Here is a 15443-nt window from a genome sequence, read left to right on the forward strand (position 1 = left end):
CGTAGCGGTCGTGATCTTCCTTCCGGCAGCCGATTCCCGTCCGGGCCGGGCGGCCAGGCAAGATGGGTGCGTGACCCTCATCGATCAGCTGCCGCCGACCGCCGACCCCGACGCCCTCTACGAAGCCTTCGAGTCGTGGGCCCAGGAGCGGGGTCTCACGCTCTACCCCCACCAGGAGGAGGCGCTGATCGAGGCGGTCTCCGGGGCGAACGTGATCGTGTCGACACCCACCGGCTCCGGCAAGAGCATGATCGCCGCGGGTGCGCACTTCGCAGCCCTGGCCCGGGACGAGGTCACCTTCTACACGGCGCCGATCAAGGCACTGGTGTCGGAGAAGTTCTTCGAGCTGTGCAAGCTGTTCGGCACCGAGAACGTCGGCATGCTCACCGGCGACGCCTCGGTGAACGCCGACGCGCCCGTCATCTGCTGCACCGCCGAGGTGCTCGCCTCGATCGCCCTGCGTGACGGCAAGGACGCCGATGTCGGCCAGGTCGTCATGGACGAGTTCCACTTCTACGCGGAACCGGACCGCGGCTGGGCCTGGCAGATTCCGCTGCTCGAACTTCCGCAGGCGCAGTTCGTCCTGATGTCGGCCACGCTCGGCGACGTCTCGTTCTTCGAGAAGGACCTCACCCGCCGCACCGGCCGGCCCACCGCCGTGGTCCGCTCGGCGACCCGCCCGGTGCCCCTGTCGTACGAGTACCGGCGCACCCCTCTCACCGAGACACTCACCGAGCTGCTGCAGGCGCGGCAGGCGCCCGTCTACATCGTCCACTTCACACAGGCGCAGGCGGTGGAGCGGGCGCAGGCGCTGATGAGCATCAACATGTGCTCCCGCGAGGAGAAGGAACAGATCGCGGAGCTGATCGGCAACTTCCGTTTCACCACCAAGTTCGGCCGCAACCTCTCCCGGTACGTCCGGCACGGGATCGGCGTCCACCACGCCGGCATGCTGCCCAAGTACCGGCGACTGGTGGAGAAGCTGGCGCAGGCCGGTCTGCTGAAGGTGATCTGCGGTACGGACACGCTGGGCGTCGGTGTCAACGTCCCGATCCGTACGGTGCTGTTCACGGCCCTGACCAAGTACGACGGCAGTCGTGTGCGCACGCTGCGCGCCCGGGAGTTCCACCAGATCGCGGGCCGGGCGGGGCGTGCGGGTTTCGACACGGAGGGCTTCGTCGTCGCGCAGGCCCCCGAGCACGTCATCGAGAACGAGAAGGCGCTCGCCAAGGCCGGCGACGACCCGAAGAAGCGCCGCAAGGTCGTCCGCAAGAAGGCGCCCGAGGGTTTCGTCGCCTGGTCGGACACCACCTTCGACAAGCTCATCGCCTCCGAGCCGGAGCCGCTGACCTCCCGTTTCCGCGTGACGCACACCATGCTGCTGTCGGTGATCGCGCGCCCCGGCAACGCCTTCGAGGCGATGCGGCACCTGCTGGAGGACAACCACGAGCCTCGCAGGCAGCAGCTGCGGCACATCCGGCGGGCCATCGCCATCTACCGGTCGCTGCTGGACGGCGGCATCGTCGAGAAGCTCGACCAGCCGGACGCCGAGGGCAGGATCGTCCGCCTCACCGTCGATCTCCAGCACGACTTCGCGCTCAACCAGCCGCTGTCCACCTTCGCGCTGGCCGCGTTCGAACTGCTCGATCCCGAATCGCCGTCCTACGCGCTGGACATGGTGTCCGTCGTGGAGTCCACGCTGGACGACCCGCGGCAGATCCTGGCGGCCCAGCAGAACAAGGCGCGCGGCGAGGCCGTGGCCGCGATGAAGGCGGACGGTGTCGAGTACGAGGAGCGCATGGAGCGCCTCCAGGACGTCAGCTACCCCAAGCCGCTGGAGGAACTCCTCTTCCACGCGTACAACACCTACCGCAAGAGCCACCCGTGGGTCGGCGACCACCCGCTGTCGCCCAAGTCCGTGATCCGGGACATGTACGAACGGGCCCTGACCTTCACCGAGTTGGTGTCCGTCTACGAACTGGCGCGGACCGAGGGCATCGTCCTGCGGTACCTGGCCAGCGCCTACAAGGCGCTGGAGCACACCGTCCCGGACGACCTGAAGTCCGAGGATCTGCAGGATCTGATCGCCTGGCTGGGTGAGACGGTGCGCCAGGTGGACTCCAGCCTGCTGGACGAGTGGGAGCAGCTGGCGAACCCGGAGGAGATGACCGCCGAGGAGGCGCAGGAGAAGGCCGACCAGGTCAAGCCGGTCACCTCCAACGCGCGCGCCTTCCGTGTCCTGGTCCGCAACGCGATGTTCCGCCGCGTGGAACTCGCCGCCCTCGACCAGGTCGAGGAGCTGGGCGAGATGGACGCGGAGACCGGGTGGGACGCCGAGGCGTGGGGCGAGGCCATGGACAAGTACTGGGACGAGTACGAGGATCTGGGCACCGGTCCCGACGCCCGCGGCCCCAAGCTGCTGGTGATCAAGGAGGAGCCCCAGCACGGGCTGTGGCGCGTACGGCAGATCTTCGACGACCCGAACGGCGATCACGACTGGGGCATCAGCGCGGAGGTCGATCTGGCCGCCTCGGACGTCGAGGGCCGGGCGGTCGTCCGGGTGACGGCTGTCGGACAGCTCTGAAGGGACGTCGGTCAGCCGGGAACACGTCCCGGTCAGCCGTGAGCACAGGAGAATCCCACCCATGACGAACCCGGCCGAGAGGCTTGTCGATCTGCTCGACCTGGAGCAGATCGAGGTCAACATCTTCCGCGGCCGCAGCCCGCAGGAGTCCCTGCAACGGGTCTTCGGCGGCCAGGTGGCGGGCCAGGCCCTGGTGGCCGCGGGACGCACCACGGACAGTGACCGCCCGGTGCACTCCCTGCACGCGTACTTCCTGCGGCCCGGCCGGCCGGGGGTGCCGATCGTGTACCAGGTCGAGCGGGTGCGGGACGGACGGTCCTTCACGACCCGCCGGGTCACCGCGGTGCAGCAGGGCCGCACGATCTTCAATCTGACCGCCTCCTTTCATCACGCCGAAGAGGGTGGTTTTGAGCACCAGCTGCCGCCCGCCCGCAAGGTTCCGCCACCGGAATCCCTGCCGACGGTCGCCGAGGAGGTCCGCGAGCACCTGGGCGTGCTGCCCGAGCAACTGGAGCGGATGGCGCGCCGCCAGCCCTTCGACATCCGTTACGTGGACCGGCTGCGCTGGACCGCCGAGGAGATCGAGGACGCCGAGCCGCGCAGCGCGGTGTGGATGCGCGCGGTCGGGCCGCTCGGCGACGACCCTCTGGTGCACACCTGCGCGCTGACCTACGCCAGCGACATGACGCTGCTCGACGCGGTGCGTCTGCCCGTCGAGCCGTTGTGGGGTCCGCGCGGCTTCGACATGGCCTCGTTGGATCACGCCATGTGGTTCCACCGGCCGTTCCGGGCGGACGAGTGGTTCCTGTACGACCAGGAGTCCCCGGTCGCGACGGGCGGGCGGGGTCTGGCCCGCGGTCGCATCTACGACACGGAGGGACGTCTGCTCGTCTCGGTCGTCCAGGAGGGACTGTTCCGCCCGGTGTAGACGGTCCGCGGCCGCCGTTCGGCGCCGGTGGCGGACGCTGGTTTCGGTGGCGGATGCCGGCTCCAGGGGCGGCGTCGGCTCGGTGGCGGCGTCGGGAGATGTGACCCGGAGGTCAGGCGCCTCTGCGGAAGATCCGCCCGAGCAGACCCCCCGGCGGGTTCTCCCGGGCGGGCTCCCGCTGCCCGTCCGGTGCGGGCCTTGCCTCCGGTGCCGCTCCGCCGTCGGGATGCCGGGGCGCCGGGCGCGGCGCGGGACGGTGTTGGCGCGCCTGCGTCACCGCGCCCGCCAGGTCCGCCCGGAGCCAGGCGATCTCATCGGGGTCCTCCGCCGTGGCGATCCGCTCGGTGAGGTGGGCGGTGGGCGAACCGGGTGCCCCGTGCGCGGGCGGGCGGACCCGGAAGCGGTTCAGATGGGCGCGTTCGTAGGGGTCGCCGACGGTCTCGGAGACCTGGAGCGGGTCGAGCAGTGAGGCGAGCGCGGCGGCCCGCTCCCACGGGTCCTCGGCCTGCCGCAGCAGGAAGCCGAGGTACCGGCCGCGCCAGTTGCGCGGGCGCAGGTCCAGGCCCGCGTGCAGCTGGTCCCGCAGGGACTCCGGCAGCGGCCGGTTCAGCAGCGGGCCGTTGTTCGGGTCGGCCGCGAATCCCTCGAGTTCGTCGGGCAGGTACAGCCACACCACGGCCCGATACCTGTTGACATAAAAGTCGACGGGTACCACCAGGCCGAGGCGCGCCAGGCGGGTGAACCGGTCTCCGGTCACCCCCATGACCTCCGCGGCCTGCCGGGTGCCGACGGCTTCCGCCCTCTTGCGCAGTGCCTCGGGGAAGTCCTGCTGAGCACGGAGCCGCTCGATCTCCTCGCGCGCCACCCGGCGGCCGCCTCCGCCTTCGTCGGGGAGGGTGCGGATGTGGCCGAGGCGTACCGCCAGGTCGAACTGGCGGCGGGTGAGGCCTAGTTCGCGGGCGGCCCGGCTCTGGCTGAAAGTCGTCGTGTCGCGTTTCCCCGCGGCGGGGTGGGGCGTGGATGTGGACTCGTGCGTGATGGTGTCGCCGGACATGTTCGTCCCCCGTGGAGTGAGTGGCTCGCGTCTGCCGCGCTCGCCTGTGAAAAACGGTAGCCGCGGCTGCGAATCTCCGCTCGGGCCTGTGGATAACTCCGGGGAAGAAGCGAACGCGCTGGTCAGAGATCGGTCGCGGGACCGCTTTCAGGTCTCCGGGTCGCCACGCCGAGGTGCTCACCGACCCGGTTCACCAGCAGGGTCATCTCGTAGCCGATCAGTCCGATGTCGGCCTCGGCGCCGCTGAGGACGCACAAACAGCTGCCCGCTCCGGCCGCGGTGATGAACAGCACCGCGTCGTCGAACTCGACCATCGTCTGCCGCACCGCACCCGCGCCGAAGTGACGTCCCGAGCCCTTGGCCAGGCTGTGCAGCCCGGACGAGACGGCGGCGAGGTGCTCGGCGTCCTCCCGCCGCAGGCCCGTGCTGGCTCCCGTGACCAGCCCGTCGGTGGACAGGAGTAAGGCATGCCGGACGTGTTCCACCCGTTCGGTCAGGTCGTCCAGCAGCCAACCGAGTGTGCGTTTCTGCTCCATGATGCTGTCGCCCCCCTGTGTGGTCTCCTCCTGACCGGAGGATCTCCCGCCAGCCTTCACCACTGTCACTGCCCCGGCAAGGAGGATGGGGGCATGGCAGACAAGATGACCGACGAGGAATGGCGGGCGTTCGTTTCGTACGGCACCCGCACCGCCAAGCTGACGACCGTACGGGCCGACGGAAGCCCTCATGTGGCGCCGGTCTGGTTCCTGCTCGACGGGGACGACGTGGTCTTCAACACCGGGAAGGACACGGTCAAGGGCGGCAACCTGGCACGTGACGGCCGGTTCGCGCTGTGCGTGGACGACGACCGGCCGCCGTTCGCCTTCGTGGTGGTGCAGGGACGCGCGCGTCTGTCCGAGGACCTGGACCAGGTCCGGCACTGGGCCACCCGGATCGGCGCCCGGTACATGGGCGAGGAGCGCGCGGAGGAGTTCGGTGCGCGCAACGGCGTCCCGGGTGAACTGCTGGTCCGGGCCAGGATCGACAAGGTCGTGGCGCTGCGGGACGTCGCGGACTGATCCGGTCCCGTACCCGCGCCGGACAGGCCGCGCGTCCGCGCGCCGTTCAGCCCGGCTGGTCGCCACCAGCCGGGCGGTGCGCGCCCGTCCCTGGTACCCGACGGGTGGGGCGGATGCGCCCACACCCGTCCGCGCATGCGCGCGGTGACATCACCCGATGCGGTGCGGAATCATGCACGGCATGAGTGACGACCACACGCGCGTACAGGAGTTCTTCACCGCCCGCGCAGCGGACTGGGACAGCCGGTTCCCTGATGACGGGCCCGCCTATGCCGCCGCGGTCGCCGAGCTGGGGCTCCGCGAGGGCGACCGCGTACTCGACGCCGGATGCGGAACCGGGCGCGCCCTGCCGCCGCTGCGCGCCGCCGTGGGGGCCTCCGGCGTGGTCGTGGGGGCCGATCTGACCCTCGCGATGCTGGAGGCGGCCCTGCGGGCCGGCCGTGACCGGGACGGGCGACTCGTGCTCGCCGATGTCGCGGCGCTGCCGTTCGGCTCGGAGTCGTTCGACGCCGTGTTCGCGGCGGGCCTCGTCGCGCATCTTCCCCACCCGGCCGAGAACCTGCGGGAGTTGCGGCGCGTGGTGCGGCCGGGGGGCAGCCTGGCGCTGTTCCACCCGATCGGCCGGGCGGCGCTCGCGGCACGCCAGGGGCGCCGCCTCACGCCGGACGACCTGCGCGCGGAGCCCAGCCTCCGGCCGCTGCTGGCGGGGGCGGGGTGGCGCATGACCTCGTACGCCGACGAGGACGCCCGGTTCCTCGCGCTGGCCGTCCGCGAGGACTGACGCCGGCCGTGTCCCCGCGCGCGGGCACCGGCACCGGCGGCTTAGGGAGTACATTCCGTACGGTCGAACGCCAGGCCCTCGGCGCGGGCCGTCGGAGCACGGTCACCGCCCGCCCCTGTCCGCGGCAGCGGCCGCGAACGCTTCCGGTCTGTCGAACATGATGTCGTGGCCCGAGCCCGGCACGGCCGCCACGCGTACGCCCCCGGCTTCCAGACCGCTCCTGCCCGGCAGTTCGCCGCCGGGATCGCCCTGCAGGAAGACGCGGGCGGCGGCGAGCCCCAGGGGTATGTCGCGCATCGTGCGGTGCGAGCCGCGCCGGAGACCGACCGCGCTGCGGTGCAGCGCGCGGGGTGTGCGTCAGCCGCGGGTCGCCGCCCGGGCGGGCCCGGCATGGCGCGGCACGCGCGCGTGGCCGCTGTCGACGAGGGCGTCCTCGTCGAACGAGGCGATGGCGCTGCTGCCCGGCGTCTGCGGAGGGGATCGGTCCAGGTGCGCTCTCGGCCAGGACCGGCCGGGAGACCGGTCCTGGCCTGCGGTGGACGAGCACGGTCGCGACGGCGCCGCCATGCTGGGCGCGACCAGTTCCGCGCCGGTCAGCCCTGCCGCGCCCGGCAGGCAGCCAGGGCGGCGTGACCTTCCGGGGTGTGACCGAAGTCCGCGGGCCGGTCGCCGATGCCGCGTCCGGGCAGGCCGACGAAGAGGCTGCGCCGGCTCACCGGCCGGTGCGGCCGCCCTCCGAGTCGCCGGCGTGCCGCACGGGGCAGCCCCGGAGGCCGGGCACCGGACGGGTCCCCAGGTCGGCCACCCGGTAGCCGTCCGGATAGCTCTTGATCTCCCAGTTCTGCCGCGCGAAATGCGGTGCGCGGCGCGGTGGCAGCAGCCTGACGGCGCGACCGCGCGCGCGGACCGCGCGGCGCACGAGCGTGCGGGTCAGCTCGGACGGCGGGTCGTACCGGAACGCCCTGAGCAGCGGTTCGTCGAGCAGGGCGAGGGTGGCACCGCGCAGGAGGGGCGCGAGGGCGCGCGGATACCAGGACGTCATCAGGCCGAGCGTGGCGTCGGAGACCGTGCGGGCCCGCTCGTCCCAGCCGAAGTGGGCCTTCTCGTAGGCGTCGAGGTGCGCCTCGAACTCCTCGTAGGACTCGGGGATGTCCTTGATGCCCATGTGCCGGCCGAGCGTACGGTAGTGGACGGCGGCGGCCACGGTCTCGTGCCGGGAGAGCCTGCGCCAGCCGTACGCGTCGATCCACCGCTTGGGCATCACGACGAACGTGCACAGCACATAGCGCATGTCGTCGTTGCTGATGTCGTAGCTGCGGTGCATCTGGTTGATGCGCCGGATCGCGGTGCGGCCCTGTTCACCGGTGAACCCGTGCTCGACGACGGTGTCCAGGAGCAATGCGGTGTCGTCGTACCGTTTCTGGGCGCGGTCCGTGAGTTCCGCGGTCTCGGCCAGCAGCCTGCCGATGCTCGGGACGGCGTACGTCCGGTAGAGGGCCAGTTCCAGGGCGCGGGTGAAGTCCCAGGGGAACTCGTACGCCGCGGTGAGCCGGTGGATCTCGGTCGCCTCGGCCACCGGGTCCATCCGGCGGATCTGCTGCAGCCGCTGGTACCGCTTGTGCACGCCGCACCCCCTTCTTCCCCGTCGCGCTCCGACTCTACTGTGCGTAGCGACATATGAGCCATCGGTGGAGAAGCGGTGCGCGAAGTGCGCAGCAGCCGGCGCGCGGTGCGGTCGTTTGCCCCCTCCGGGGAGGAAAACTGCAGGTCCGACAGGTGACGCGGGCCGTGACAACCGCCTTCCCCGCGCACTAGGGTGCGCGCCGTTGGACGAACCGATGGGGAGGCTGGGATGGCCGGGACGGACGAGGAAGCCGTCACCGCCGCGGATGACGCGCTCTACGTGCTCACGGCGGTGCTGCTGACGCCGGCGCAGTTCCCGAGCGTGCTGGGCGACGACTATCCCGAAGCCTGCGCGGCGCTCGGTCTGGCCCCGGCGGCGGACGGATACGGGCTGGTGCTCGGTCAGGACGGTGCCGGGGCACGCTGGACGGTCGTCGTCGACGACGTGTCACTGGTGGCCGTGGCCATCGCCTCCTGGGACTGCGGCATGGAGTACGACCTGTCGCCGGACGAGCGCACGGTCGTCGCCGCGCTGCCGGGCTGGCCGCTGGCCGTCGCGGTCGCGGCGCCGGGTGTGCCCGCACCTCATGATCCCGCCCCGGAGGCGGGGTACGGTCCGTTGCTGGTGCCGCCCGACACCAGCACCTGGGGGCCGGCGCAGCGGCGCCTGGGCGCCGACGAGATTGCCCTGCGCTGGACGGCGTGGCGGGAACAGCTCGACGACGACGCCTTCGCCGCCCCGCGCGGGCGGAGCGGCGATGTGCGGGACACGAGCGGCGACGCTGCCGCAGCGGACCGGGAGGCAGGCGCCGGCGCTGCGCGGGAAGAGGGGCAGGGCGGCCGGGCGCGGGAGAGCGGCGAGGGGCGCGGGTCCGCGGCGGACGGCGGCACGCCGGGCGAACCCCGGGAGGAGGCTCTCCCTGGGCACCGGGCCGTCCGGCGTGTCCTGGCGGAGGCGCGGGCGTACCTGGACTCGCCGCCTCCGGTGGGCCGCGTCCGGTCCTCCTTCGCGCCGGGCGAGGCGCGGACCCTGCGCGCCTACGGGCCGGGTTGGTCGATGGTGGCCCGGACCGACGACATCGCGTTCGTCCTCCTGGACGAGGAGCCCGGTGAGGTCCATCCGGTCGGGCGGGGGCCCGAGCTGCCCGGCCTGCTGCAAGCCCTGGACAAGCTGGCCGTACGCCCCAGCTGAACAGTCGCGCCGCCCCTGGCCGCCGCCCCGGGCGGGGCGGCTCACCCGGTTCCCCGCCCGGACGAGGAGCCGCCGGTCGGCGGACGCGCGGCCGACCATGCGCGGCGACCGGCGGGGCGGGGCAGCCGAGCCTCAGCGGCCGAGTTCCTTGCGGGTGACGCGGCGCAGCCTGCGGCGCTGGGAGGGGTCCAGCGCGAGGTAGGCGGCGGCCGGGACGCCGAGGACTATGAGGAGCGCGGCCCACCAGGGCAGCCAGATCCACAGGATCAGTCCGACCGCCACTCCGCCCAAGGCGGTCTTCGCGTTCTTCGACATCTGTCGCCTCCTTCGCGGCCACTGCCGCTCTCTGTCGTGGAAACGGTTTCGCCGCTCGGGCGGTTCCGGACCGCACCCCCAGGACGTCCCCTAGATACCCCTGAGAGACCCCGGAGTCCTGTCCCCTACGGGTCTTGCCCCTCAGCGAGCCGCCCGGCCCGGACGGCGGCCGCCCCGCTGCTCTCGCCGACGACGGCTCGGACCCGGCTACTCCGCCCTGAGCGGCTCCCCCACCTCGTACAGGTGGCGCAGGGCCTGCCGGTAGGAGTCGACGAGGCCGGTCTCCGCATAGGGGATGCCCAGGTCCCGGCAGTGGGCGCGCACCAGGGGCTGGGCGAGCCGCAGGTGCGGGCGCGGCATGCTGGGAAAGAGATGGTGCTCGATCTGGTAGTTGAGTCCTCCGAGGAACCAGTCCGTCAGTACGCCGCCGCGGATGTTGCGGGAGGTGAGCACCTGACGGCGCAGGTGCCCCCAGCGGTCTCCGTTCGGGTCGGGCATCTCCATGCCCTTGTGGTTGGGTGCGAAGGCGAGCCCGAGGTGCAGTCCGAACAGTGCCTGGTGCACGGCGGCGAACGCCAGCGCCTTGCCCGGTGAAAGGACGGCCAGCAGCAGCGCCGCGTAGATCACGACGTGGGCGACGAGGAGGGTGCCCTCCACCGCGCGCTCCCGGGGGGACTGGCGGCGCAGGTCCTGGAAGCCGTGCACCTTGAGCGCGATGCCCTCCAGGAGGGTGAGCGGGAAGAACAGCCAGGCCTGGTTGCGGGTGAGCCAGCGGCGGAAGCCCTGCCGGACACCGGCCTGCCCGCCCGTGAAGACCAGTACGTCGGCGGCGACGTCCGGATCCTTTTCTATGTGGTTGGGGTTGGCGTGGTGCCGGTTGTGTTTGGCGTTCCACCAGGAGAAGCTCAGACCGAGCAGCAGATTGCCGTGCACCAGCCCGATCACCCGGCTCACCGCCTTGTGACCGGTGATCTGCGCGTGGCCGGCGTCGTGGCCGATGAAGGCGGTACGGGCGAAGAGCACGGCGAACGGCACCGCCAGGAGCAGCGCCCACCAGGAGTCGCCGATCAGGAAGAGCCCAGCGACGACCGCGGTGAGGGCGAGCGCGTTGCCGGCGATGACGCGCGCGTACCAGCCATGGCGCCGGCCCAGCAGTTCCTGGCTCTTGACGGTGCGGAGCAGGGGCGCGAATTCACTGCCGCCGGCGGACGGTCCGCCGGCCCTCTCGGCGATACCGTCCACGACGGTTGCGGCGGGCTGGGGCATGGCGAGGTCTCCGGTCTCTCGGTATCGGCCTGACCTGAGCAAACGTAGGGATCGAGGCCCTGTGCCGACCATGGCGCCAGCACCCGGGCAGGCCGGGGGGCCGCCTACGGGCGAGGCGGGGGTTAGCCCCCGGGGGCCGGCCGCACCTCTGCCTCCGGTGGCGCACGTCACTGCCGCACCGCTCTCCGGGGGGCGCCATGGTGCTGTACCCTCGGCGGCTCACCAGTAGTCAAATTTGAGGAATCAGCGTCGCTGTGCAGAGGATCTCTCCGGCAACACCGCCCGACCTCTCCGAACTCGCCCGCTGCTGCGCCGTGTTCCTGCCTTCGGACCCCGCGCGCAGCGGCCGGGTCGCCTTCTGGCGGCCCGACGGCTCGGCTCCCGCGGCACCGGCCGAGGTGCCCGTGACGGACCTGACGGTCGTCCTTCCCCGCGACGACACGGTCGCGCGGGTGACCGTTCCCGCCGTCGCTCTCCCCCTGCGGGTGGCCCTGCCCGTCCTCACACGCGCGCGTGAGGACGGGCAGGGCCACCGGGCCACCGTCTTCTGGGGCGCGGCAGCGATGCTGGGCCTGCACCTCACGGCGCGCGGCCTGCTGCTGCCGGGCCTGTCGGCGGGCGATCACGACGCCTGGCGCGCGGCCCCGCTGCACGGCGCCGACGCGGAGCGGGTCGGCGCGCTGGCCGCCGCGATGCCGCCCGAGGCGCACGCGGTGCCGCTCGACGACACCGGGCGGCTGCGGCTGCCCGACCCCGAGCACCTGCTGCGTGCCTTCCTGGACGCCGTCGCCGACACCCTGCCCCGCTCACCGGCCGCGCCCCTCGTCACGGGCGCGGCGGCCTACGCGGTCGGGGAACCACAGCACGTACCGCGGCACCGGGCGTGGGCCGCCGAGGTGGCCGCGGGCCACGACGCGGGGCTGCGCGTCTCGTTGCGCGTCGAGGTGACGGGGCTGGACGCCGCCGGACAGGGCGGCCCGGATCCGCGGTTCCGGGCCGTACTGCAGGCGCACAGTGTGAGCGGCCGCGCGCGGGTGGCCGACGCGGCGCGGATCTGGGACGAGCCCGAGGTCATGGGCGCGACGTCCGGCCCCGGGGCCAGGAGGGACGTCCTGCTGGCGCTGCGCCGGGCCGTCCGGGCCTGGCCGCCCCTGGCCCCGCTGCTGTCGGCGACCGTGCCGGACACCGTCGAACTCGCCGACGAGGACGTCGCCGGCCTGCTCGGGGAGGGCGCGCGGGCGCTCGCCGCGGCCGGGGTGGAGGTGCACTGGCCCGCGGAGACGGCCCGCGGGCTGACGTCGGGTGCGACCGTCGGGCCGCCGGACGGCGCGGACGGTGCCCGACGCGCCTCGCCGGGGCCCCGAGCGGCGCTGTCCGCCGACGCCCTGCTCGCCTTCGACTGGTGGTTCGCGCTGGGCGGTCAGCGGCTCACGCGCGGCGAACTCGACCGCCTGGCGGAGGCGAACCGGCCCCTGGTCAGACTGCGCGACCGGTGGGTGCTCGTCGACCCCGGCGAACTGCGGCGCGCCAGAGCCCGGCAGGACCGGAAGATCACCCCCGTGGAGGCCCTGGGCGCCGCGCTGACGGGCTCCGCCGAGGTCGACGGCGACAGCGTCGAGGTCAGTCCCACCGGATGGCTGGCGGCCCTGCGGGACCGTCTCACGGGACCGCAGGCCCAGGAGCCCGTCGCACAGCCGGCCGCGCTCACCGCCCGGCTGCGCGACTACCAGCTGCGCGGCCTGGGCTGGCTGGCACGGATGACGGCCGGCGGACTCGGCTGCTGCCTGGCCGACGACATGGGCCTCGGCAAGACGATCACGCTGATCGCACTGCACCTGCACCGGCAGCAGGACCCGACGGCCGGCGGCCCGACACTGGTGGTGTGCCCGACGTCCCTGATGGGCAACTGGCACCGCGAGATCGAGAGGTTCGCGCCGGGTACACCCGTGCGCCGCTTCCACGGCACCCGGCGCGACCTGGCGGACCTCGCGGACGGCGAGTTCGTCCTCACCACGTACGGCACGATGCGCCTGGACGCGCCGCGACTGGCCGAGGTGGCCTGGGGCATGGTCGTGGCCGACGAGGCCCAGCATGTGAAGAACCCGTACTCGGCCACGGCCCGCCAGCTGCGCACCATCCGCGCGGGCGCGCGCGTGGCGCTCACCGGCACCCCCGTGGAGAACAACCTGTCCGAGCTGTGGGCGATCCTCGACTGGGCGACCCCGGGCCTGCTCGGCCGGCTCGGCACCTTCCGCACCCGGTACGCGCAGGCCGTCGAGAGCGGCCGGGACCCGGCCGCCGCCGAACGCCTCGCGCGGCTGGTCGGACCGTTCCTGCTGCGCCGCCGCAAGTCGGATCCGGGGATCGCGCCCGAACTGCCGCCGAAGACCGAGACCGACCACGCCGTCGCGCTCACCGGGGAACAGGCCGGGCTGTACGAGGCTTTGGTGCGCGAGACGCTCGCCGAGATCTCCGGCGCGGACGGCATGGCCCGGCGCGGACTGGTCGTGAAGCTGCTGACCGGCCTGAAGCAGATCTGCAACCACCCGGCGCAGTTCCTCAAGGAGGAACGGCCGGTGCTCCCCGGGCGGTCGGGGAAGCTCGAGCTGCTGGACGAGCTGCTGGGCACCATCCTCTCCGAGGACGCGAGCGTGCTGGTCTTCACGCAGTACGTCCAGATGGGGCGGCTGATCGAACGCCACCTGGCGGCGCGCGGCGTACGGTCGCTGTTCCTGCACGGCGGCACACCGGTCGCCGAGCGGGAGGCGTCGGTCCGCCGTTTCCAGGACGGCGAGGTCCCGGTGTTCCTGCTGTCGCTGAAGGCCGCGGGCACGGGACTGAACCTCACGCGCGCGGAACACGTCGTGCACTACGACCGCTGGTGGAACCCGGCGGTCGAGGCGCAGGCCACCGACCGGGCGTACCGCATCGGCCAGCACCGGCCCGTGCAGGTGCACCGGCTCGTCGCGGAGGGCACGGTCGAGGACCGCATCGCCGACCTGCTGCGCCGCAAGCGCGGCCTCGCCGAGGCGGTCCTCGGATCCGGTGAGGCCGCGCTCACCGAACTGACCGACGCCGAACTGGCCGCGCTGGTGGAGCTGCGAGGAGGATCCCGATGAGCGACCACGACACCGATCCGGAGCGGACCTTCGCCGCGCTGCCTCCCGCGCAGGGACGCGGATTCGCGCAGACCTGGTGGGGTCACGCCTGGCTGAAGGCGCTGGAGGACACCGCGCTGGACGGGCAGCAGGTGCGGACCGGACGGCGCCTAGCCCGTTCGGGAGCGGTGGGCGCGGTGTCGGTGCGCCCCGGCCGCATCACCGCCGTCGTGCACGACCGGGACCGCACGGCGCACCGTGCGGACGTCCTGCTGGAGCGGTTGTCCGACGCCCAGTGGGCCCGGTTCCTCGACCTGGCCGTGGAACGGTCCGGGCACCTCGCCGCCCTGCTCGACCGCGACCTGCCGCCCCACCTCGTCGAGGACGCCTCGGCCGCCGGCATCGAGCTGCTGCCGGGGATCGGCGACCTGGAACCGCGGTGCGACTGCGAGGCCTGGGACCACTGCGGGCACACGAGCGCGCTGTGCCACCTCGTGGCCCGCCTCCTGGACCAGGATCCCTTCGTGCTGCTGCTGATGCGCGGCTGCGACGAGCGGACCCTGTTCGACGAACTGCACGCGCGGGACGCCGCGCGCGGCGAGGCACCGAGCGCGCCGGACGGCGTGGACGCAGCGGCGGCCTACGCACCGGGACGCGCCCTGCCGGCGTTGCCGCCCCCGCCCGGACCTCTCGCCGGTCCGGGGCTGCCGCCGTCGCTCGGCACCGACGCGGCCCCGCCGCCCGGCGTCGACCCGGCCGCCCTGGAGTTCCTGGCCGCGCACACCGCGGCCACGGCTCACAGGTGGCTCGTCGGGGCACGGGAGGGTGCGCCCGCCGGCCATCCGGCGGGCGACGGCCTGACGGCCGCGCAGGACGCGGTGCGCCTTGCCGCGGGCCTGTGGGAGGGCATCGACGGCACCGGCCACCCGGAGGGCGCGGACGACGTCCTGCTGGACCGGCTGGCCAAGGGCTCGGGACGGGGCAGGGCACAGCTCGCGCGGGCTGTGCGGGCCTGGCGGGCGGGCGGTGCCGCCGGGCTGTCCGTGCTGGAGGAGGAGTGGAGCCCCGACGGCGAGGCACAGGCACGCGCGCGTGCCGCGCTGACGTCGGCCTGGGAGGAGGACCGGCCCCCGCTGCGGGCCACGGGCAACCGGTGGACCGTCGTCGGCACGGCCCACCAGCTCCGGCTGGGACAGGACGGCCGTTGGTGGCCCTTCCGCAAGGAGAACGGCCACTGGGAGCCGGCCGGCGCCGCCGCCCAGGACCCGGCCACCGCACTCGCCACCGCACAAGGCGCCCCCGCGGGGGACACGACGGCGCAGGACACCACCGCGCCGGACCCCGCCCCGGAAGGCCCCTGACCTCGCACCCCGACCGCGTGAAGGGCCGGGACCGAACGTGCGTCCCCGAATCGGCACGTGCCCGTCCGAGACAGCCCGGTCCGGTGCGGCAGGGGTTGTGTGCGGGGGCTGACGCGAGGGGCCGCGCCGCCCGGGACGGGCAATGCCTCTGTCCCGGGCGGCGGCGCGCCCCGCCGTCCCCAG

General features: G+C 73.2%; 13 protein-coding genes. 7 read left to right on the forward strand and 6 right to left on the reverse strand.

The genetic code is table 11. The features are described 5' to 3' along the window. The first annotated feature begins 70 nt into the window (after positions 1-70). Entirely contained in the window at positions 71-2584 is a 2514-nt protein-coding gene (locus ABZ719_RS06555; RefSeq protein WP_366724107.1) for a DUF3516 domain-containing protein, read from the forward strand. Between the two features lie 61 nt (positions 2585-2645). Then, the gene (locus tag ABZ719_RS06560; RefSeq protein ID WP_037854725.1) at positions 2646-3512 is read left to right on the forward strand and encodes an acyl-CoA thioesterase II; all 867 of its coding nucleotides are present in this window, start codon (positions 2646-2648) and stop codon (positions 3510-3512) included. 112 nt (positions 3513-3624) lie between these two features. Here ABZ719_RS06560 and ABZ719_RS06565 read toward each other — a convergent pair whose 3' ends face one another. Then, a complete protein-coding gene (locus ABZ719_RS06565; RefSeq protein ID WP_366724108.1) occupies positions 3625-4566 on the reverse strand; it encodes a DUF6397 family protein in 942 nt (313 codons plus the stop codon). A 122-nt stretch (positions 4567-4688) separates the two neighbouring features. Further along, positions 4689-5102 (reverse strand): roadblock/LC7 domain-containing protein, encoded by a 414-nt coding sequence (locus ABZ719_RS06570; RefSeq protein ID WP_366724109.1) that lies wholly within the window; start codon positions 5100-5102, stop codon positions 4689-4691. A 93-nt stretch (positions 5103-5195) separates the two neighbouring features. Between ABZ719_RS06570 and ABZ719_RS06575 the strand changes: the two genes are divergently transcribed. Together ABZ719_RS06575 and ABZ719_RS06580 are read left to right on the forward strand one after the other, a co-directional pair. Beyond that, positions 5196-5624 carry a PPOX class F420-dependent oxidoreductase gene (locus ABZ719_RS06575; protein ID WP_366724110.1) on the forward strand — a complete coding sequence of 143 codons (429 nt, stop codon included), beginning with the start codon at positions 5196-5198 and terminating at the stop codon, positions 5622-5624. Between the two features lie 181 nt (positions 5625-5805). After that, positions 5806-6405: a class I SAM-dependent methyltransferase gene (locus ABZ719_RS06580; RefSeq protein WP_366724111.1), complete on the forward strand. Its 600-nt coding sequence runs from the start codon at positions 5806-5808 to the stop codon at positions 6403-6405. 102 nt (positions 6406-6507) lie between these two features. Here the strand turns inward: ABZ719_RS06580 and ABZ719_RS06585 are convergent, their stop codons facing one another. Then, positions 6508-6702: a hypothetical protein gene (locus ABZ719_RS06585; RefSeq protein ID WP_366724112.1), complete on the reverse strand. Its 195-nt coding sequence runs from the start codon at positions 6700-6702 to the stop codon at positions 6508-6510. Between the two features lie 415 nt (positions 6703-7117). Next, complete coding sequence (locus ABZ719_RS06590; RefSeq protein ID WP_366724240.1) at positions 7118-7990, reverse strand: oxygenase MpaB family protein; 873 nt, start codon at positions 7988-7990, stop codon at positions 7118-7120. A 267-nt stretch (positions 7991-8257) separates the two neighbouring features. On the opposite strand from ABZ719_RS06590, the gene ABZ719_RS06595 reads away from it, so the two are divergent. Beyond that, positions 8258-9220 (forward strand): hypothetical protein, encoded by a 963-nt coding sequence (locus ABZ719_RS06595; RefSeq protein ID WP_366724113.1) that lies wholly within the window; start codon positions 8258-8260, stop codon positions 9218-9220. Between the two features lie 132 nt (positions 9221-9352). On the opposite strand, the gene ABZ719_RS06600 is transcribed toward ABZ719_RS06595, so the two are convergent. Beyond that, on the reverse strand, positions 9353-9535 hold the full coding sequence (locus ABZ719_RS06600; RefSeq protein WP_366724114.1) for a hypothetical protein: 183 nt from the start codon (positions 9533-9535) through the stop codon (positions 9353-9355). Between the two features lie 207 nt (positions 9536-9742). After that, on the reverse strand, positions 9743-10801 hold the full coding sequence (locus tag ABZ719_RS06605) for an acyl-CoA desaturase (protein ID WP_366724115.1): 1059 nt from the start codon (positions 10799-10801) through the stop codon (positions 9743-9745). Between the two features lie 254 nt (positions 10802-11055). Between ABZ719_RS06605 and ABZ719_RS06610 the strand changes: the two genes are divergently transcribed. Continuing rightward, a complete protein-coding gene (locus tag ABZ719_RS06610) occupies positions 11056-13920 on the forward strand; it encodes a DEAD/DEAH box helicase (protein ID WP_366724116.1) in 2865 nt (954 codons plus the stop codon). Further along, positions 13917-15260, forward strand: a complete 1344-nt coding sequence (locus tag ABZ719_RS06615; RefSeq protein ID WP_366724117.1) for an SWF or SNF family helicase — start codon at positions 13917-13919, stop codon at positions 15258-15260. The genes ABZ719_RS06610 and ABZ719_RS06615 overlap by 4 nt, the downstream gene beginning before the upstream one ends. The last annotated feature ends 183 nt before the right edge of the window (positions 15261-15443 follow it).

The organism is Streptomyces sp. NPDC006743 (assembly GCF_040703815.1).
GTDB lineage: Bacteria > Actinomycetota > Actinomycetes > Streptomycetales > Streptomycetaceae > Streptomyces.